Origin of the sequence: Chitinophaga oryziterrae, from assembly GCF_009758125.1 — a bacterium.
Classification (GTDB): Bacteria; Bacteroidota; Bacteroidia; order Chitinophagales; family Chitinophagaceae; genus Chitinophaga; species Chitinophaga oryziterrae.
The window spans coordinates 1-17,577 of the sequence record NZ_WRXO01000001.1; the positions used below are offsets into that span (position 1 = coordinate 1).

Below are 17,577 nucleotides of genomic sequence, written 5' to 3' on the forward strand. Positions count from 1 at the left end.
CGGTTATGTCTATGATTACTTTGTAAAAGATCATTTGGGCAATGTGCGGATGGTATTAGGCACTCAAACCGATACAGCCCTGTATGTGGCCACAATGGAAACAGCAGCGAGTGCAGTTGAGAACGCCCTGTTTTCTAATATCGATAATACACGTACCGCCAAACCTACCGGGTATCCGACCGACAATACCACTAATCCGAATGCCTATGTAGCTAAGTTAAATGCTTCCAATGGACAGAAGATAGGGCCATCGCTGGTTCTGCGGGTAATGGCAGGAGATAGTATCACTATCGCGGTAAAAGCCTTGTATAAGAATGCAGGGGCTAGTACTCCATATACAACATCTTCCAGTATGGTCACTTCCATTCTGCAGGCATTTAGTGGAGGGGGAATTACAGACGGGGTGCATAGTGGTACTGGCGCATCAGCACCTGTTAACATGCTCACCAGCGGTGTTTACGACGGTCTTAAATCAAAGGATTCTTTACAAAACTTATCTGGCAAACCCAAAGCGTACCTCAACTTCGCACTGTTTGACGACCAGTTCAACCTCGTAGACGAGAACTCAGGTGTTCGGCAGGTACAAGGGCCAATTGATTCACTAGTCCCATTAGTACTAAATAAGACCCCAATAAAGAAAACAGGATTTCTGTATATTTATACAAGCAATGAGAGTGCCCAGGATGTGTTCTTTGATAATTTGATCGTTACCCATAATACAGGGCCATTGTTGGAAGAGACGCATTACTATCCATTTGGCCTCACCATGGCGGGCATTAGTTCGAATGCGCTGAAAAGTGCCAGCTATCCGGAGAATAAGAAGAAATTCCAAGGGCAGGAATTTGATAATAGCTTGGATTTAAACTGGTATCAGTTTAAATGGCGTAATCATGATCCTCAGATAGGACGGTTTATTGAAATAGACCCACTGGCAAGTAAGTATGATTATAATTCACCTTACGCTTTTTCAGAAAACAAGGTAACTTCTCATGTAGAATTAGAAGGTCTAGAAGCTGCAGATTTTAGAATTGAACGAGACCTGAGAGATGTATCATCAGGTAAAATTACTGGTGAGGAACTTGCAAATAGAATAGATATTCGGGGTAAAGCAGACTTAATTGCCGTTGGAGGTGGACTAATCGCTGGAGGATCTGTCGTATTATCATTTACCTATCCTGTTGACGCTCAAATTATAATTTCTGCCGCATTATTTGGCGGTCCGTCGCCAGGCGCGCCAGGTTCTGCAGCAGCAAATATAGTAGCGGGAACTTCTAAAATGGCTACTGAAGTAGGTGCTACTGAAAGTCTCGCAACAAGAGCAAAAGATGTTCATGATGCGTTACCTTTACAAACACAATCTAGAACAACTACTGCAGTCGCATCAGCAACAACTTCGGAAGGCGAAAATGTAACTCTTGTTGCTTCCAGCGAACCCAGATTAAGACCAGCCCAACGCGCTGCTTTGAGACCAGGTGAAGTAGAAGTAAAAGGAATGGGACATGCTGAACAGACTATCATAAATCACGCTAATGCAAATGGAATGAAGGTCAACGAAGTGGCGGCAAGCAGGCCTATTTGTCCGTCGTGTGCTGCAGCTATTAATAATTCAGGAGCTAAACCTGCGTCAGAATTAAAGAGAATAAACTTATTAGCTCCAATTAAACCAAATTAAGTTGCGTAGAATACTGAAATGAAGCAACAGAAATTTTCAATAACAGGAAGAATATATGCTGAATAAAAATTAATAATGATGAATTCGGCGTAAAAACAATATGGCTGTGGATATAGACCAATTTATCCGTCTTACACCACAGCCATTTTTAGCTGAAATATTTTATTTAACAGGATGGAAATAAATCAGATTATTATTTAACGGATAATGATCTAAATTTTTAGGTGAAAAATAGCAGAACGGTTTATAAATTCAAACTGCCCCTGTTATTTTCCTGCAATCGTATAAGTGTTTGTAAGTCAGATGGTTCTAGTTCAGTAATTTGCGATAGATATGTAATGATTCCTTGTTGCATTGCTATCTCCCTTTTCATTATAGGATGACGATCGATCTTCAGTTGGAAATCTTTATCTGTATTGAAATCAAGATCGTCTATTTCTTGAATGTACATATCCGCGGTATCCGTTGCCATCGTCGAAATGTCACTAAGTCTTTTAACGTCTTTATCAACTAAAAAGTTAAGTGTTTCAAAAATTACATTGCATGCATCCAAACTAGCAGATACTAAAACTGTATCGTAATTTTCAGGATAAGGAGTCGCTTTGTCTAATTCTTCAAGAAAGTTTTTAATTGTCGGTATATCGATCTTGTGTTGAAATATATTTTGATGAATATAGTTTATAGATTTTTCAAGTATATCCGGACTGCCAAAATTATACTTTGCGGAAAAGTACACATAATTAGGGTAAAGACGAGCGCAAGTAAGGTAAGCAAACACAAGTTGCTTTTGAAAATTTAATTCTGATAATGTGTTAAACTCTTTTATTGCCATACACAATATTGATTTATGATAAAGTTAAGAAGAAAAATTTAGTGCCGAATTATTGATATAAAGTGATTTAGGTATTTCTCCGATTACTGTACATAAACTACAACATTCTACTGAAAAAGTAAAGAAAAAATAATAATTATGACTGCAGAATATTATAAAATTAGTCAAAGGGAAATAGATTCCGTACTTAGTGAGTCGCCAGAAAAGCGATTTGAATATACTATTAAGCGAATTGCTGATTGGGAAACATTATGGACTATTGTAGATGAAGCCGGAGCCTTAGGCATGTTAACTGATGAAGTTCAAAATGTCATATTTCCTATATGGCCTTTCAAAGAGTTTACGCAGTTATATTGTACCGGTGATTTTGCAAACTATACACCTATGGTTATTGAGCTTAGTGACTTTCTTGAGGAATATCTGCCTGATTATGAAAACAAGAATTATAAGCTTTCACTTTTGCCATTGCCAACTAAAAAAGGAGAAGTCATGGATATTTCCCTGTTTAGAGAAGCATTAAACAGTGAACTAAACAAAATCGAATAGTGAACAGAAAAAAGTTAGTAATCTCGTTTGGATAGGAGCCTATTTATGATTATGGGTTCGGCAATAAAGAGTTGAACGATAACATTGCAGGGGCTAAATGGATAATCCCAATACAGGAGAGATAAAACCATCGACCAAAGAGGAATGCCGGGCTTGGAAGCAACTGCGTCATGGGAGGCTCACCACGTAGAAGATCGTTTATGCGATTATTATGCAGGAAAGCCTAACAAATGGTTGGAACAGTTACGGATTAAAGATTAGTTGTACTTCACGATACGCTTGTTCACTAATTATAGGGGAGGATGCATCCTCCCCTATAAATTGCGGTGATTTTTAATTCGTTCGATATAACTTTCAAGAGTGTCAAATGCAAAAAGTTCTTCGCGATTGACGTCGGTAGAGAAATTTGCTATTTCTATATAATCAATATCAAGTACGGCTGACTTTTCACCTAAAACATTATCTAATGTTAAGTAAGTACCCCTACGGTAGATTTCACTTTTTAGAGCATCGTAATTTTCAAAGTAAACTTTTAAACCAAATTTGTTTACTGTTGGACTGTATAATGGTTTAAACCAAATCGTTTTCGGATTGAATTCAAGCCCTGCGTATTTGATGATGTAACCTTTCATTGGAGGCTTAAAAGCTATTACATTCCAGTATTCTAAATGTGGGGTCAGACCAACAAGTGTCTCTACTTGCTCGAAGAAATCTATATTTCCCTCCGCTGTAATAATTAGATTTTGATGGTTAGCATTGGGATGTCCTCCTATTTCAAAATACAGTTTGTTACAAAACTTATGTAAGTGAAGTAATAAATCATCTAAAAGCTTTTCCTTTTTTACTGAATCATTATTTTGATTAATAAAAAAATATTGAGCTTCATTTTTTTTAAACCAGTCCCAAAATTGCTCCGCAGTATTCATGATAATTTGTTTTGTAATTATTAGTGAGGGAAGCAGAGGCATTGCTACCTAAAATTTCAGTTCATCCAATGTTTCGAGAAACTTAAATAATATCTTTATAGCCTCAATAAGACAATTAAATTATGCAAATTTGTTCCTAATAGTAATGAATACCTAAAATATAAAATAGTATAAAAGAGGTTTTACATATGCTGAGAGAAGAAATATGATAATGATAATGACTCCTCGTAAAGGGCAAATATAAAAAACGTTGCACGGAAGACAGGTAAAGATCGTGATGAATTTCCTCCTGCTGTATTAAAGCCCAACGGAGCAACCAGCGTAAAAACAATTTTATCAGGAGATAATAGAGGCGCAGGAGCATCTATTGGTCAACAGCTTAAAAATGTACCCGATAATACTAGGGTAGAAATTAAAGTTATTAATTTACAGAAAATAACAAAACAATGATTAAGGAATATGAATTTTTTCTAGAAAATAAGATGAAAGATCAAATTTCTTTTGAAGTTGATAGTTTCGTTTTGAGGAAATGCGCGTCGACTACAAAAAGTAAAGACTATTTGGAATTCATTTCTTCAATCGGAAACGGTGGATTTTTCTTTGGTCAATCCCTACAATTCTATAGTTTGATAAGTGAGAAATCATTCCGGAGCATAATATCAGTAAATGAGCTATTGATTCAAGAATTTGATTTTTTATTTAGAGGACTATATTCGTTCGCACAAGACGTTTTTGGAAATCAATTTGTTTTTAATAATGGAGGTCAAATTTTATTATTTAATATTGAATCGGGTAGTTGTGAGATTGTTGCACAGAACTTCAAAGAGTCTTTAAGTATATTGATTAACGATATTGATTATTATGCCGGAATTACTTATGAAAAAATGTGGAAAGGAGAATATGAATTATGTTTAGATCAACGTATACAACCCAAAATTCCATTTGTAATAGGAGGAGAGTATAAACTAGATAATTTTTATGTCAACAATTATCCTGCTTATCTGTCTTATAATGCTGATATTGCTAAACAGATATACAATTTAAAGGATGGGGAGAAAGTGAAATTGAGAATCAGATTTTAATAATAAGTATCAAATGTGACTTAGTTTCCATAATCTGATTCTTGACACTTTAGATAGAGAGTGTGCGATGAAACAAATCAAATTAAATGCATGAATACAGTTGATATACTCCCGTCATAAATTAAAACTACCCTTATTATTTTCTTGCAATTGGACGTCTTGATGACTTCTTGAATGAGTTTATACCAGATTTTGAAAAAAGCAAATACAAGCTGTCTTGACTGTCTTTGCCGACTGGAAAAGGGATGGCTATAGACATGTCAATGTTCAAGGAGGCTTTAAATAGTGAACTTGAAAAATATGAGTAATGTGTCTTATGTTAAATAGGCTGCCTTTTTGGTGGTCTATTTTTTACATTGAATGGAATTGTCTCTGAATTTCGAGGTTGGTCGCCTCGCCTAATGAGGCCAGATCATCAAGTCGAAGAAGAAAAGGGTTTTTGCTCTGTAACCTTCGCGATATGTCAGGTTACGATGGAACTTGGTATGAAAGTCCATGAAATTCATCCGGTGAAATTTGGAGGAAGTCCCACCGATCCTGCTAACAAAATTCCTCTTGCACCCGAAGTACACAAACAGTATACTGCATGGTGGAATAGCAAGATGTGGGAGATTAAAAAACAACAAAAATAATAACTGAGATTATATGCAAAAACATATAGAACATTTAAAAAGGAATGCTCCATGTGACCATAATGAATTAAGCATATTTTTATCACAAATAGACTTTACTCCCCCTGCCGATTATATTGATTTTATGAAAATAGCAAATGGCGCGGAAGGTACAATTGGCGAAAATTCATATCTACAGATTTGGCAGGTAGGGGAACTGATTCAAAATAATAAAGATTATGAAGTTGATATTTATGCTCCTGTTTATTTTATTTTTGCAACGAATTTAGGTGGTACCGCTTACGCATTTAATAAAATAGATTCATCAATCGTGCAATTTGAATTTATGGGTATGTTAATAGATGATGATCCAATTTTTTGTGGTACAACTCTTACAGAATTCTTTAGCTATTTATACATTCAAACAGAAGAATGAAAGTTATAAAACATACAACAGGGCCAAAATTGATGTTGGCTTATTACTATGAAGTTCATAAAATAGGTTCATATGGCAGCCAAGATTGATGAATTATTAAAAAAGCTAAATAAGAAAGCGAAGGCAGAGGACAGTTTGATAACTAATCTAATCAATAAAATGGATTTTAATATTGATCCAGATTATCTAGACTTTTTAAAGTCATATGATGGCGCAGAAGGCTTTGTCGGGGAGGATTCGTATATCCTCTTCTGGTCGGTACAGGAGATTATAAATTTAAATCCCTACTACGAAGAAGATGTTGATGATGGATACTCGAAGGGCTTTTTCTTCTTTGGCTCCAATGGTAGCGATACTGGTTATGGAATAAGGAAGTCAGATGGTGCCTTTATAGAAGTTCCCTTTATAGATATGTCAGAAGAAGATACAACAGAGCTGGGTAAGAATTTTGCTGAATTCTTGGAATATTTGGCAACTGGTAATTTAAAAGAAGATATAGGCTAATAATCTATATATCTTCTACATAATCTTCTATGTGCTAATTGTGATATTTATGCTTTTAATAATAAAGTCATGGTCGTATTCTTCAAAAGAAGAAAACTATTTTTAAAATATTACCTGATGGAAGATTGAAATTTTCTTATGAATGGAAAAGAGTCTTTTATGTTAGAGAACTATAAAATCGCATAGAATAAAAATCAGGATTTCATCAATCGATATTAATGAAATTCTGATTTTGTTATACGAGCTTATCAATCTCTGCTGTCTAGGCTAAATCATACTTTTATCATAACCAAAAGGATGGCAAATGGGTGGGGTATTTTGATAATGGAAACTTGTCATTTGAAGGAACCTTTGTAGAGAACGAAAAGGATGGGATTTTCACTATATACTATCCTAATGGCAAGGTATCTACAATTGAGACATAAAAAAAAGGAAGAAATGTAGGAGTATGGGAATATTATGATACATTGGGCAATTTGATCAGGAAAGAAACTATGAAATGATGAGCTTTCTAAAAAATATACTAGCACAGCTATTTAATAAAGGTGAGAAAATTAATCCTAATGGATTTCTTAAGCAAACAGGGGAGTGTATGGTTATAGAGTCTGAGCAATTTGAAATTGTCAGTACAATAAAATACACTGATGAAATTAAAAATAATGCTTCACTGGAGGTACAGATGTTGGACGGCTTAATAGGGAAAAAAACAGCAGATACCCAAAGTATGAATGTGTGCTATCTTGTTTACTGCTATGAAGTTGATGGGAAACGGGTTAAAATGGCTAGCCCTCCAATTTATAAAGACCGTATTACAATCCATTATTTATTAGAGCAAAAAAAAAATATTTCAATTTACGTAGATCGGGAAAATAAGGATAACTATTATTTTGACCTGGAATTTCTTAGTTAAGATAATTTGGAAGGCTTTAATGTTTCCCCGCTACATTGCATCTCATATGATTCTAAATTCTTCTCGCTGACAAATAGGAAATGTCTGTCGCAAGACTCATGCATAATCAGCCTGCGAATGATGCAGCTCCATTATTTCTGGTGTTGAGAGTTGAATTTTATCGGGCGTTTAACGGTATTTTATATCGGTTAAAGACAGCAGGTTGCAATGCCCTGTTGTTGATCCAAATTAACGGCCAGGGTGATGTATCATACATTTCCACTTACTAAATTGGACAAAAGAAAAATTTCGCCAAAATATTAGATTACGTAAATTAGCTATCATAAAAATTAACAAAATGAAGATAGATTTTGCAAGGCCCTTAACAACCAGGTCTGAAACAGGAATTTTTAATCGTACAAAAGATCATTATGTCGATGTCAGTTACTACTCTGACCAGTATTGTTTACCACCTTTGCAATGTAAAAGAAGATAACCTTAGAGACAAGAAACAATACGAAGCTCAGAAAGCCGCGCTCTTAGCGGAAATCCACACTATCAGGGAAGCCATTGTAATAAACGCCCTTTCCATTGTTAACGAACAGGAATACCAGCAGTTTATCGCGCATAAATATCGTATACTAACAGTACTTAAAAGTCTGTTGGAAGATGCTATTTCCCAAAAGGAAAACGAATATTCTTTCACCACACAATTGCTGAAAGAAGTCTTATCTCACACCGGAGTACTTAATTATTTCGTACGCTATCATTTTTCGAAGACTTCAAAAGTTTCAGCGGAAAGCTCGTCAGCCAGCGACCAGCACTTTACTGCGATAGAAAAAATAAAACTGGATATCTCCGCAGGAGGAATGGCTGCTCTTACAAAAGCGCTTGTGAAAACAACGTCGCATATCCCCAGTAAATCTCAGGAGGAACTTGTACCCTATATAGTTGCGAATTTCAGTTCAAAAAAAACGGATGATTTGGCAATTACAACGTTTAAGAAAAATTATCAGGGTCCTAAACCTGACGCTATTAAAGATGCAATCGGGTTTCTTACCCGGATGATCAGCTATCTTAGAAATCTATAAATATTTATTTTCCTTCAATTTATTGATAATGAACTTGTTGCACAGGGGTACAAACCCCTGTGCAGCTGTTCTTGTATTGATTATTTTTTTTGATTTGCATAAAACATTCAAAGTATGCAAACAAACATTCCCATTGCTCAGAATGGGCAACAACAAGTAAGGAAATTTATTTCTCCTCTCAAAAAGACAAACCTGCCAAACCGTAGAATACTACGTCAGCAGAACTATCAACGAATTCTTAAAGGACAAAAAACTAAATGATGAATTACATTATTCACATGCAAAATTTTCATTATCTCGTAGAAAGGGATAACCGTCTGAAACCCTGGCACATTAGCTTGTACATCGCACTGTTCAATACCTGGCACAAGTACCATTTTACACCTGTATTCAGGATCTCGCGTGGCTTACTGATGAATGCCAGCCGTATAGGCAGTAAGAATACGTTTGCCCAAACGCTTAAACAACTGAATGAATACGGTTACATCATCTATCAGCCGGAGTTGGACAAAGGGGATTACCCGAAAGTAACGATCATCCGGTTAACGGATCATGAGATTGTAAAGAATCAGTTGAATCTCTTCCCCGGGAGTAGTAACCGTCCTGATACTGAAGGTCGTACTTCCTCTGTATCAGGGGGCGTACCAGACGTGAACGGAGTTACACCAGATGTAGGCACAACCTATGCCAGTGTTACTACCGAAGCAGTACCTGCACAGGTAGACAATAAAATACAATCTTCTAAACAATGCAAAACAATTGAGTGTGAGACACACGGGCAAAAGTATCCAACCCTGCAAGAGATTTTAAGCTGGTTTGATAAAGAACATGCAAACGAAGAAATAGCCCTCGCCTTTTTTCATCACTATTCAGCCAATGGCTGGATGATAGGTAAGCATCCCATTAGAAGATGGCAGGCAGTGGCTTCAAAATGGCTTTTAACAACAAAATCATCGTTATGATCTGTTCATCGAGGAACATCTGATCAATTTTTCACCGGACAATAAAGACAAAAGAAAATGAAAACACATATTATCATCATTATTTTACTCATATTTTTCACTTTTATAACGATAAGAACATGTTTCCATAAACAAAGACATATCAACGTTATTCAAGACAGTGCCGTATACTGGAAGGACAAATACAATACGGAGCATATCAGGAAAATGGCCGGCAGTATACAACAACCTTCCGCGTTCTTAAACGATATAAAGAACCAGATGAAACAGAAGGACGTCCAGGAAGCAACAGCCATTGGCGCTACAGCTTCCGGCTTCCTCCATCCAACGGTAGACACCGTATACCTTCCGGATTCTACTACAGCATACAAATTACGCTTTCAAGACCAGTGGCTGAATCTTAACGGTGAAATCGGAAAAGAGCCGGTTATTAATTACCGGTTTACGGATTCGATTATTATCACCGCTTATCAGCAGCATAGAAAAACTTACATAGATGCTTATAGTCTGAATCCAAATGTTCACCTGACAGGTATTACTGCGCTGAGGATGGTGAACAGGCAACATTTTACAATTGGACCATACGCCGGTTACGGATGGAACGGAAAAGCGTTTACGCCTTCTATTGGCATCTCATTACAATATTCATTTATAAAATTCTGATTATGCGAAACATAAAATATATCGTTATTCATTGTACGGCAACGCCGCCTTTAACACCGGTTGCGGCTATACAGAACTATTGGAGAACGCAACTTCGCTGGAAGAATCCCGGGTATCATTACATCATATCTGCAGATGGTATCATACAGCAGTTGCTGAATGAAGAGCTGGTTGCAAATGGAGTTGCGGGATATAATAATGTTTGCATTCATGTTAGTTACATTGGTGGTGTTGACGGGGATAATAATCCTCAGGATACACGGACAATGAAACAGAAAGAGGCTATGTACTATATAATTTGTGTACTGAGAGAAAAGTATCCTGCAGCTGTTATTCAGGGGCACAGGGATTTCCCGAATGTACATAAGGCATGTCCGTCGTTTAATGTAAAGGATTGGCTGAAGGAATTTATACCTTAATTATAGAATATAGAAGAGATTGTATCATTGACGATACAATCTCTTTTATATTCTAATAAGTACCAGGAAATATGTTAGACCGGCAATGCCAGGAACCGAAACCTGACAAGGATATCGTAACTTTAATACTCACCCAAAAACACAATACTCCATGGCACAGAAGAAAATTCTCTTTCTTACAGGCGATTACGCCGAAGATTATGAAACGATGGTCCCATTTCAGATGCTGCAGATGATAGGACACGTTGTGCATGCTGTTTGCCCGGAAAAATCAGCAGGTGATAAAATAATCACGGCCATTCACGATTTTGAAGGCGATCAGACATATAGTGAAAAACGGGGGCATTATTTTGTTTTAAATGCATCTTTTGCCGATGTACAGGTAGCTTCTTATGATGCCCTGATGATTGCAGGAGGAAGAGCTCCGGAGTATTTGCGTTTAAACCCAAAGGTGATCGAGATGGTGAAGCACTTTGCAACTGCCAATAAACCAATTGCAGCTGTTTGTCATGGTATACAGATCCTGACCGCCGCTGACGTAGTAAGAGGAAAAAGGCTGACAGCTTATCCTGCTGTTGGACCGGAAGTAACCATTGCCGGAGGGCATTTTGAAGCTGTGAATGTATATGAGGCAGTTACAGATGGGAACCTGGTAACAGCACCTGCCTGGCCAGCCCATCCTCAATGGATAGCCGCTTTTTTGAAAGTACTGGGAACAAAGATCGAGTTATAGGGAAATAACCCGCTTTTTTGCTATTTTTGGTATAATAATCAGCATCCTATGAAAAAGACTTATTTATTATCCATCTGCCTGTTTTTTGCGGTGACCGTTACCAATGCACAATTGGTAAAGATTGAAAAGGACGGGAAATTCGGCTTTAGTAATGCAGCCGGGAAGGTGGTAATTCCTGCTAAGTACGACTCTGTAGGTAGTTTTCAGAACGGATATGCGGTGGTACGGCAGAAACATAAGTTTGGGTATGCCTTTGAGAATGGGCGGGTATCTGCGGTGAAGTACGATACTGTATGGGTTAAAGATCCGTTGTACCCGGGGATAGGGCTGAAAGGGAAGAAAGGAGCGATGGATACCAGTGGAAGGGAGTTTGTTCCCCCTGTATATGACGAAGTGGTAAGGGTTAAAGAAGGATTTGCCACAGTGCAGCTTAATGATAAATACGGGGTGGTTAATCAGAAAGGGAAAGCGGTACTGAAGCCTGTTTATGATGTGGTTGGGATCGTTTCTAACGGAAGTACCATTGTATATATGGATGGCAAGTGCGGCCGGGCAGATTTGAAGAAAGGGAATGTGGTGATGACGGTTTATGAGAAAATCGGGGTCTTTAAGGATGGCCTCGCCTGGGTTCGCCTCAATAAGAAATATGGTTACATTAATACAAAAGGAGAACTGGTAATACCTGTTACATATGACAGAGCCCGCGACTTTAATGACGGACTGGCTGCTGTGAGCTCAGGAGGAAAATACGGGTTTATCGATAAAATGAACCATGTTGTTATTCCCCAGAAGTACGATAATGCCTATATCTTCTCAGAAGGTCAGGCCCTGATACAGCTCAATGGCAGAGTAGGTTATGTAGATAAAGCGGGTAATGAATCCTGGACAGAATCCGTTCCCGGAACAGAAACAGCCGTAAAAGAAGAGAATAACTGAGTATTGATTCTTACTTAGGAAGAAATTATTTACCTTTGCAGCCAAATTCAAAAGGCCCTGAGGGCTTTATTATCGTACAAAATAAAGTAATACATAAAACATTATGTCCGGTCAGCTTAAAGAAGTTCGCAACCGTATAAAGTCTACTCAGTCCAATCTGCAGATCACCAAAGCCATGAAAATGGTAAGTGCTGCAAAGCTGCGTCGTGCCCAGGATGCTATCCTGCTCATGCGCCCTTACGCTGTGAAACTGCAGGAAATGTTACAAAATATCGTTTCTAACAGTGAAGGTAGTATTGAACTTGCATTGGCTGCCCAACGCCCGGTAGAGAAGGTACTGATCATCGCGATCACTTCAGACAGGGGATTATGTGGTGCTTACAACTCCAATGTAATTAAGCTGGCAAAACAGGTGATCCGCGAGAAATACGCAGAACAGTTTGCTAAAGGACAGGTAGAAATCCTGCCTATCGGTAAAAAAGGATGGGAACATTTCAGCAAGAGCGGTTATAAACAAAACGAAGCTTACTGGAATATGTTCAGTCATCTTGATTTTGAACATGTTAAGGAAGCTGCAGCAGTAGCCATGGACGGTTTTACCAAAGGGGACTACGATGCAGTGGAAATCATATACAGCGAATTCAAAAATGCTGCTACCCAGCGTTTTGTATCTGAACAGTTCCTTCCTATCGCCAAAGTGGAAACACAGGCAGGACAGAAAGCAACCCGTGCAGATTTTATCTTTGAACCTGAGAAACAAGCACTCATCGCTGAGTTAATGCCGAAAATCCTGAACACTCAGTTATATAAAGCCATGCTGGATGCAAATGCTTCTGAACATGGTGCACGTATGACTGCAATGGATAAGGCCACTGAAAATGCGAACGAATTGTTACGCAATTACAAGATCAGCTACAACCGTGCGCGTCAGGCAGCAATTACTACAGAACTCACTGAGATTGTGAGTGGTGCAGCTGCTTTGAATGGTTGATCCAGGTAAGTTATACACATCAAATTAACATCAAAATATTTTGATTTCTTTCTAAGAGTCAAAGGCTGTATTTTCGGTCTTTGACTTTTTTCTTTAAAGGATGCAGGCCGGATATTTCCCTGCAAATAGAAAACCGGACAATGGAGATCTCACAGATAATACCGCATGTTGAATCGTTGATATTTGCAGCAGACAGGCCCCTGCCTACGCTGGAAATTACTGACTTACTAAATAATGCAATGGCTTTCCTCGAAGACAGGGCTACTTTAGACCAGGTGGAAGCTGCACTGGAAGCCGTAAGGGAGAAGTATTCTTCTGAGTTTTACGCTTTTGAAGTAAGAGAAAGCGGAGGTGGCTATCAGTTCCTGACTAAAAAAGATTATTACCAGACAGTGGCACAACTGAACGGAGAGAAGTTCCTGAAACGCCTGTCTACTGCCGCACTGGAAACCCTGGCGATCATTGCTTATAAACAACCTATCTCTAAAGGGGAAATAGAACATATCCGTGGTGTGGCTACTGATTATTCTATTCAGAAATTGCTGGAAAAAGAGTTGATCGTTATTACCGGCCGTAGTGAACAATTGCCCGGTAAACCTTTGATATATGGTACTTCCAAGGCGTTTATGGATTACTTTGGACTGAATTCCCCTAAGGACCTTCCTAAGCTGAAAGAAGTATTTGAAGAGGATGTTGCTCCTACATTGATGCTTGATCTGGATGCGAATGGTAATACCATTGATGAACCGTTGAATATGATCGTTTCTGAAACGGGAGAGCTGGTAGAACAGATAGAGTTACCGGATGGAGAGGCGTTATCTCCTGTGATAGCTGGTGTGGTAAGTGATGAGACTTTGGAAAGACTGGATATCGACGTGCCGGGAGGAATTGAACATATAAGTGTTGATGATGAACCTGTTGCGGAAGAAGAACCTGTTTCTGAGGATATCATAGAAGCCCCTGAAGCGATTGCTGATATTGAAGAAGAGATAATAGTTACGGAAGAAATACAGGAAATTGTTGTTGCCAGTGTTGGCCCCGGAGATGAAGAGGACGAGGATGATGAGGACAGTGATGAAGAGGACGAAGATGATATCGATGAGGATGAGGACAGTGAAGATGAAGATAATGATGAGGACGAGGACGACGAATATGAAAAATAACTTAAAACTCCTGACGGTTAACCGTCAGGAGTTTTTTTATGGTCATAAGTGTTTGATCACTGAAACAAACAGCTCACTTAGTTTTTTATCAGCAGTGCCTGCTACAGCAATGATCTCTTCCAAAGAAACGGCTTTGAGATTATCGGGATCACATTCATCAGTAATCACTGATATAGCCGCACAGGGCAACTGTAACTGATTCGCTACTATCACTTCAGGCACAGTACTCATCCCCACCATATCAGCCCCGATAAGCCTTAAGAAACGATACTCCGCTCTTGTCTCCAGATTAGGTCCTGTTACAGATACGTATACACCTGTATGTAAGGTTAAGCCTTTATCCGCAGCGGCTGATTGTAACAGGGAGCCCAGCTGTTTGTCGTAAGGCTGGCTCATATCGGGGAAACGGGTGCCAAAAAAAGATGAATTAAGTCCACGCAGCGGGTTCTCCGGCTGTAAGTTGATATGATCATCCAGCAGTACCATATCTCCGTTCTTAAAGGCCGGGTTCATGCCGCCGGCAGCATTGCTTAACAGCAGATGCCGAATGCCCAATGCTTTCATGACACGTATAGGGAAAGTGATCTCCTGCATGGAGTAGCCTTCATAATAATGAAAACGGCCCTGCATGGCAATAACAGGGGTATCGCCGATTTTGCCGTAGATCAACTGGCCTTTATGAGATTCCACAGTACTCAGCGGAAAATGCGGGATCTCATTATACGGAATACTCTTTTCTATCTGTATGTGATGGATCAGCTGACCTAAACCTGTTCCCAGTACAATACCTACCCGCGCCTGATGGTAGTTAAATCCCTGTAAGTAATTGACAGCCGTGTTAATCTGTTCTTCCAGTTTATGCATCTTTATTTAAGTTGTTTAATCTCAATATTTCTCCAGCGTACTTTAATGCCGCCACCAGCATGGATCTGCAAAGCGATCTGTCCTGTTTTCTCTCCGATCTTCGCATCTTTCAGCGTAATCATCTCATGACCGTTCAGCCAGGTGGTGACATCATCTCCGTCTACTCTCACTTTCATCGTATTCCATTCCCCCATTTTTAAATACTGTTCTTTCTCCGCCGCAGGTTGTATCAGCCATCCGCGTCCGTAAGATTCATAGATACCGCCGGTATGTTGTCCCGGAGGCGCCACTTCCGCCTGCCAGCCGGCAATTTTAGTACCTTCTATGGAAGAGTGGAAGAAGACTCCGCTGTTACCATTGGCTTCCTGTTTGAATTCTACAGTAAGTTCGAAGTTCTTATATTCTTTGGCAGTACCAAGGTAGCCGTATTCTTTATCAGGACCGCTTTCACATACGAGTGTGCCATTCTCCGCATACCATTTCTCGGTACCATAAATTTTCCATCCGTCGAGGTTCCTACCGTTGAATAAAGATTGGGCAAATGTAGGAGAAGCAAACAGGGCCACAAATAAAACGGAAATGAGTTTTTTCATAATCTGGAGATTTTTAGACTTAAAAAGTATAAAAAAAAGGCGTCCTATTCAAATAAGACGCCTTTTTTTAACTATCATGATACTTTTACCTGGCCACGTTCACCGCACGTTTTTCACGAATAACGGTTACTTTGATCTGACCGGGGTATTGCATTTCTGTCTGTATTTTAGTGGCAATCTCAAAAGAGAGGCGATCTGCATCAGCATCGGTCACCTTATCACTTTCAACGATCACGCGCAGTTCACGACCTGCCTGGATAGCATATGCTTTTTCCACACCATCGTGGGCAAGCGCCAGGTTTTCGAGGTCTTTGATACGCTGTAAGTAGCTCTGCATGATTTCACGACGGGCACCGGGACGCGCACCACTGATGGCATCGCAGGCTTGTATAATCGGGGAGATCACGTATTGCATTTCCATTTCATCATGGTGAGCACCGATCGCATTTACTACCGCGGCATGTTCACCATATTTCTCAGCCAGTTTGGCACCTAACAGTGCGTGGCTCAGTTCTGTTTCTTCATCCGGCACTTTACCGATGTCATGCAGCAGACCTGCACGTTTTGCTAATTTAGGGTTGAGGCCCAGTTCTGCAGCCATCACACCGCAAAGGTTCGCAGTTTCTTTAGAGTGCATTAAGAGGTTCTGACCATAAGAAGAGCGGAAACGCATCTTACCTACGAGGCGGACCAGTTCTTTATGCAGGCCATGGATACCCAGTTCAATCACGGTACGCTCACCGATGTCCATTACCTGTTCTTCCAGTTGTTTCTTCGTCTTTTCAACTACTTCCTCGATACGTGCAGGGTGGATACGGCCATCCTGTACCAGACGCTGCAGCGATAAACGTGCAATTTCACGGCGTAACGGGTCGAAAGAGGAGAGTACAATTGCTTCAGGGGTATCGTCAACGATCAGGTCAACGCCGGTAGCCGCTTCAATAGCGCGGATGTTACGACCTTCACGGCCAATGATCTGGCCTTTGATCTCATCGCTTTCCAGGTTAAATACAGTAATGGCATTTTCGATGGTATGTTCTGCCGCTGTACGCTGGATAGACTGAATAATGATTTTCTTTGCCTCTTTGTTTGCTTTCAGCTTCGCATCCTCGATAATTTCCTGAATATGAGACATCGCCTGGTTACGGGCTTCATCTTTCAGGCTTTCTATTAACTGGTGACGTGCTTCATCTGCGGTGAGGGCAGCCACTTTTTCAAGGCGGCGGATATGTTCTTCCTGGTGTTTTTCCAGTTCTGTACGCTTCACAGCTACTAATTCCATCTGGCGGTTCAGGTTTTCCTTGATCGCCTCATTTTCCTGCAATTGTTTCTGCAGGCTCTCTGCCTTCAGTACTACGCCCTGTTCTTTCTGTTTGATCCTGTTTTCTGCATCGGCCAGTTTCTGGTTACGCTGCATTGTCTCTTTCTCATGTTCACTCTTCAGATGGAGAAATTTCTCTTTTGCTTCGAGTAACCTGTCTTTCTTCAGGTTTTCTGCGGTCATCTGACCTTCTGCTATTATTTTCTGGGCTTGTAATTCTGCATCCGTTATCTTTTGCTGTGTGCTTTTGGCAAAAATCACCTTACCTAACAAAATGCCTATGATCAAAGCCGCCACTGCGGCTATTGTCGTTATTAAAGTAGAATCCATACAAAAAATTTAA

The 17,577-nt window shown here is 39.4% G+C and carries 20 protein-coding genes and 1 pseudogene; 16 read left to right on the forward strand and 5 right to left on the reverse strand.

What is annotated here, in order from left to right; all coding sequences use genetic code 11:
* A partial coding sequence (locus GO495_RS00005) for an RHS repeat domain-containing protein (protein WP_276611787.1) occupies window positions 1–1,672 on the forward strand: 1,672 nt, incomplete at its 5' end.
* A 244-nt stretch (window positions 1,673–1,916) separates the two neighbouring features.
* Here GO495_RS00005 and GO495_RS00010 read toward each other — a convergent pair.
* Entirely contained in the window at window positions 1,917–2,504 is a 588-nt protein-coding gene (locus tag GO495_RS00010) for a DUF416 family protein (protein ID WP_157297663.1), read from the reverse strand.
* A 138-nt stretch (window positions 2,505–2,642) separates the two neighbouring features.
* On the opposite strand from GO495_RS00010, the gene GO495_RS00015 reads away from it, so the two are divergent.
* Window positions 2,643–3,050, forward strand: coding sequence for a DUF2750 domain-containing protein (locus GO495_RS00015; RefSeq protein WP_157297664.1), 408 nt, complete (start codon window positions 2,643–2,645; stop codon window positions 3,048–3,050).
* Between the two features lie 314 nt (window positions 3,051–3,364).
* On the opposite strand, the gene GO495_RS00020 is transcribed toward GO495_RS00015, so the two are convergent.
* Entirely contained in the window at window positions 3,365–3,976 is a 612-nt protein-coding gene (locus tag GO495_RS00020; RefSeq protein WP_157297665.1) for a hypothetical protein, read from the reverse strand.
* Window positions 3,977–4,422: 446 nt separating this feature from the next.
* Between GO495_RS00020 and GO495_RS00025 the strand changes: the two genes are divergently transcribed.
* The 14 genes and pseudogenes from GO495_RS00025 to scpB all read left to right on the forward strand — a co-directional run bounded on the left by GO495_RS00025 (window position 4,423) and on the right by scpB (window position 14,456).
* Window positions 4,423–5,058: an SMI1/KNR4 family protein gene (locus GO495_RS00025; RefSeq protein ID WP_157297666.1), complete on the forward strand. Its 636-nt coding sequence runs from the start codon at window positions 4,423–4,425 to the stop codon at window positions 5,056–5,058.
* Between the two features lie 645 nt (window positions 5,059–5,703).
* A complete protein-coding gene (locus GO495_RS00030) occupies window positions 5,704–6,105 on the forward strand; it encodes an SMI1/KNR4 family protein (protein WP_157297667.1) in 402 nt (133 codons plus the stop codon).
* Window positions 6,106–6,177: 72 nt separating this feature from the next.
* Window positions 6,178–6,609, forward strand: coding sequence for an SMI1/KNR4 family protein (locus tag GO495_RS00035; protein ID WP_157297668.1), 432 nt, complete (start codon window positions 6,178–6,180; stop codon window positions 6,607–6,609).
* Window positions 6,610–6,905: 296 nt separating this feature from the next.
* Window positions 6,906–6,962, forward strand: a pseudogene (locus GO495_RS32580) (hypothetical protein); the annotation flags it as partial.
* Window positions 6,942–7,034, forward strand: a complete 93-nt coding sequence (locus GO495_RS32585) for a hypothetical protein (RefSeq protein ID WP_420808904.1) — start codon at window positions 6,942–6,944, stop codon at window positions 7,032–7,034. The pseudogene GO495_RS32580 and the gene GO495_RS32585, both read left to right, overlap by 21 nt.
* Window positions 7,035–7,111: 77 nt before the next feature.
* Window positions 7,112–7,519 (forward strand): hypothetical protein, encoded by a 408-nt coding sequence (locus GO495_RS00045; protein WP_170302606.1) that lies wholly within the window; start codon window positions 7,112–7,114, stop codon window positions 7,517–7,519.
* A 410-nt stretch (window positions 7,520–7,929) separates the two neighbouring features.
* On the forward strand, window positions 7,930–8,589 hold the full coding sequence (locus tag GO495_RS00050; protein WP_157297670.1) for a hypothetical protein: 660 nt from the start codon (window positions 7,930–7,932) through the stop codon (window positions 8,587–8,589).
* A gap of 278 nt (window positions 8,590–8,867) precedes the next feature.
* Entirely contained in the window at window positions 8,868–9,551 is a 684-nt protein-coding gene (locus tag GO495_RS00055; RefSeq protein ID WP_157297671.1) for a hypothetical protein, read from the forward strand.
* A 57-nt stretch (window positions 9,552–9,608) separates the two neighbouring features.
* Window positions 9,609–10,214 carry a hypothetical protein gene (locus GO495_RS00060; protein WP_157297672.1) on the forward strand — a complete coding sequence of 202 codons (606 nt, stop codon included), beginning with the start codon at window positions 9,609–9,611 and terminating at the stop codon, window positions 10,212–10,214.
* A 2-nt stretch (window positions 10,215–10,216) separates the two neighbouring features.
* Window positions 10,217–10,633 carry an N-acetylmuramoyl-L-alanine amidase gene (locus GO495_RS00065; RefSeq protein ID WP_157297673.1) on the forward strand — a complete coding sequence of 139 codons (417 nt, stop codon included), beginning with the start codon at window positions 10,217–10,219 and terminating at the stop codon, window positions 10,631–10,633.
* A 151-nt stretch (window positions 10,634–10,784) separates the two neighbouring features.
* Complete coding sequence (locus tag GO495_RS00070; protein ID WP_157297674.1) at window positions 10,785–11,366, forward strand: DJ-1/PfpI family protein; 582 nt, start codon at window positions 10,785–10,787, stop codon at window positions 11,364–11,366.
* A gap of 48 nt (window positions 11,367–11,414) precedes the next feature.
* Entirely contained in the window at window positions 11,415–12,302 is an 888-nt protein-coding gene (locus tag GO495_RS00075; RefSeq protein ID WP_157297675.1) for a WG repeat-containing protein, read from the forward strand.
* A 103-nt stretch (window positions 12,303–12,405) separates the two neighbouring features.
* Window positions 12,406–13,293: an ATP synthase F1 subunit gamma gene (gene atpG, locus GO495_RS00080; protein WP_157297676.1), complete on the forward strand. Its 888-nt coding sequence runs from the start codon at window positions 12,406–12,408 to the stop codon at window positions 13,291–13,293.
* A 140-nt stretch (window positions 13,294–13,433) separates the two neighbouring features.
* A complete protein-coding gene (gene scpB / locus GO495_RS00085) occupies window positions 13,434–14,456 on the forward strand; it encodes an SMC-Scp complex subunit ScpB (RefSeq protein WP_157297677.1) in 1,023 nt (340 codons plus the stop codon).
* Window positions 14,457–14,498: 42 nt separating this feature from the next.
* On the opposite strand, the gene GO495_RS00090 is transcribed toward scpB, so the two are convergent.
* The 3 genes from GO495_RS00090 to rny form a co-directional block, all read right to left on the reverse strand.
* Entirely contained in the window at window positions 14,499–15,320 is an 822-nt protein-coding gene (locus tag GO495_RS00090) for a purine-nucleoside phosphorylase (protein WP_157297678.1), read from the reverse strand.
* A 2-nt stretch (window positions 15,321–15,322) separates the two neighbouring features.
* Window positions 15,323–15,913, reverse strand: a complete 591-nt coding sequence (locus tag GO495_RS00095; protein WP_157297679.1) for a 3-keto-disaccharide hydrolase — start codon at window positions 15,911–15,913, stop codon at window positions 15,323–15,325.
* 85 nt (window positions 15,914–15,998) lie between these two features.
* Window positions 15,999–17,564: a ribonuclease Y gene (gene rny, locus GO495_RS00100; protein WP_157297680.1), complete on the reverse strand. Its 1,566-nt coding sequence runs from the start codon at window positions 17,562–17,564 to the stop codon at window positions 15,999–16,001.
* Window positions 17,565–17,577 lie beyond the last annotated feature (13 nt).

Excerpts from the sequence above, each read along its gene's own strand:
- GO495_RS00010 (WP_157297663.1), bottom strand. The coding sequence starts at position 2,504 with ATGGCAATAAAAGAGTTTAACACATTATCAGAATTAAATTTTCAAAAG.
- GO495_RS00015 (WP_157297664.1), top strand. The coding sequence starts at position 2,643 with ATGACTGCAGAATATTATAAAATTAGTCAAAGGGAAATAGATTCCGTA.
- GO495_RS00020 (WP_157297665.1), bottom strand. The coding sequence starts at position 3,976 with ATGAATACTGCGGAGCAATTTTGGGACTGGTTTAAAAAAAATGAAGCT.
- GO495_RS00025 (WP_157297666.1), top strand. The coding sequence starts at position 4,423 with ATGATTAAGGAATATGAATTTTTTCTAGAAAATAAGATGAAAGATCAA.
- GO495_RS00030 (WP_157297667.1), top strand. The coding sequence starts at position 5,704 with ATGCAAAAACATATAGAACATTTAAAAAGGAATGCTCCATGTGACCAT.
- GO495_RS00035 (WP_157297668.1), top strand. The coding sequence starts at position 6,178 with ATGGCAGCCAAGATTGATGAATTATTAAAAAAGCTAAATAAGAAAGCG.
- GO495_RS00045 (WP_170302606.1), top strand. The coding sequence starts at position 7,112 with ATGAGCTTTCTAAAAAATATACTAGCACAGCTATTTAATAAAGGTGAG.
- GO495_RS00050 (WP_157297670.1), top strand. The coding sequence starts at position 7,930 with ATGTCGATGTCAGTTACTACTCTGACCAGTATTGTTTACCACCTTTGC.
- GO495_RS00055 (WP_157297671.1), top strand. The coding sequence starts at position 8,868 with ATGCAAAATTTTCATTATCTCGTAGAAAGGGATAACCGTCTGAAACCC.
- GO495_RS00060 (WP_157297672.1), top strand. The coding sequence starts at position 9,609 with ATGAAAACACATATTATCATCATTATTTTACTCATATTTTTCACTTTT.
- GO495_RS00065 (WP_157297673.1), top strand. The coding sequence starts at position 10,217 with ATGCGAAACATAAAATATATCGTTATTCATTGTACGGCAACGCCGCCT.
- GO495_RS00070 (WP_157297674.1), top strand. The coding sequence starts at position 10,785 with ATGGCACAGAAGAAAATTCTCTTTCTTACAGGCGATTACGCCGAAGAT.
- GO495_RS00075 (WP_157297675.1), top strand. The coding sequence starts at position 11,415 with ATGAAAAAGACTTATTTATTATCCATCTGCCTGTTTTTTGCGGTGACC.
- atpG (WP_157297676.1), top strand. The coding sequence starts at position 12,406 with ATGTCCGGTCAGCTTAAAGAAGTTCGCAACCGTATAAAGTCTACTCAG.
- scpB (WP_157297677.1), top strand. The coding sequence starts at position 13,434 with ATGGAGATCTCACAGATAATACCGCATGTTGAATCGTTGATATTTGCA.
- GO495_RS00090 (WP_157297678.1), bottom strand. The coding sequence starts at position 15,320 with ATGCATAAACTGGAAGAACAGATTAACACGGCTGTCAATTACTTACAG.
- GO495_RS00095 (WP_157297679.1), bottom strand. The coding sequence starts at position 15,913 with ATGAAAAAACTCATTTCCGTTTTATTTGTGGCCCTGTTTGCTTCTCCT.
- rny (WP_157297680.1), bottom strand. The coding sequence starts at position 17,564 with ATGGATTCTACTTTAATAACGACAATAGCCGCAGTGGCGGCTTTGATC.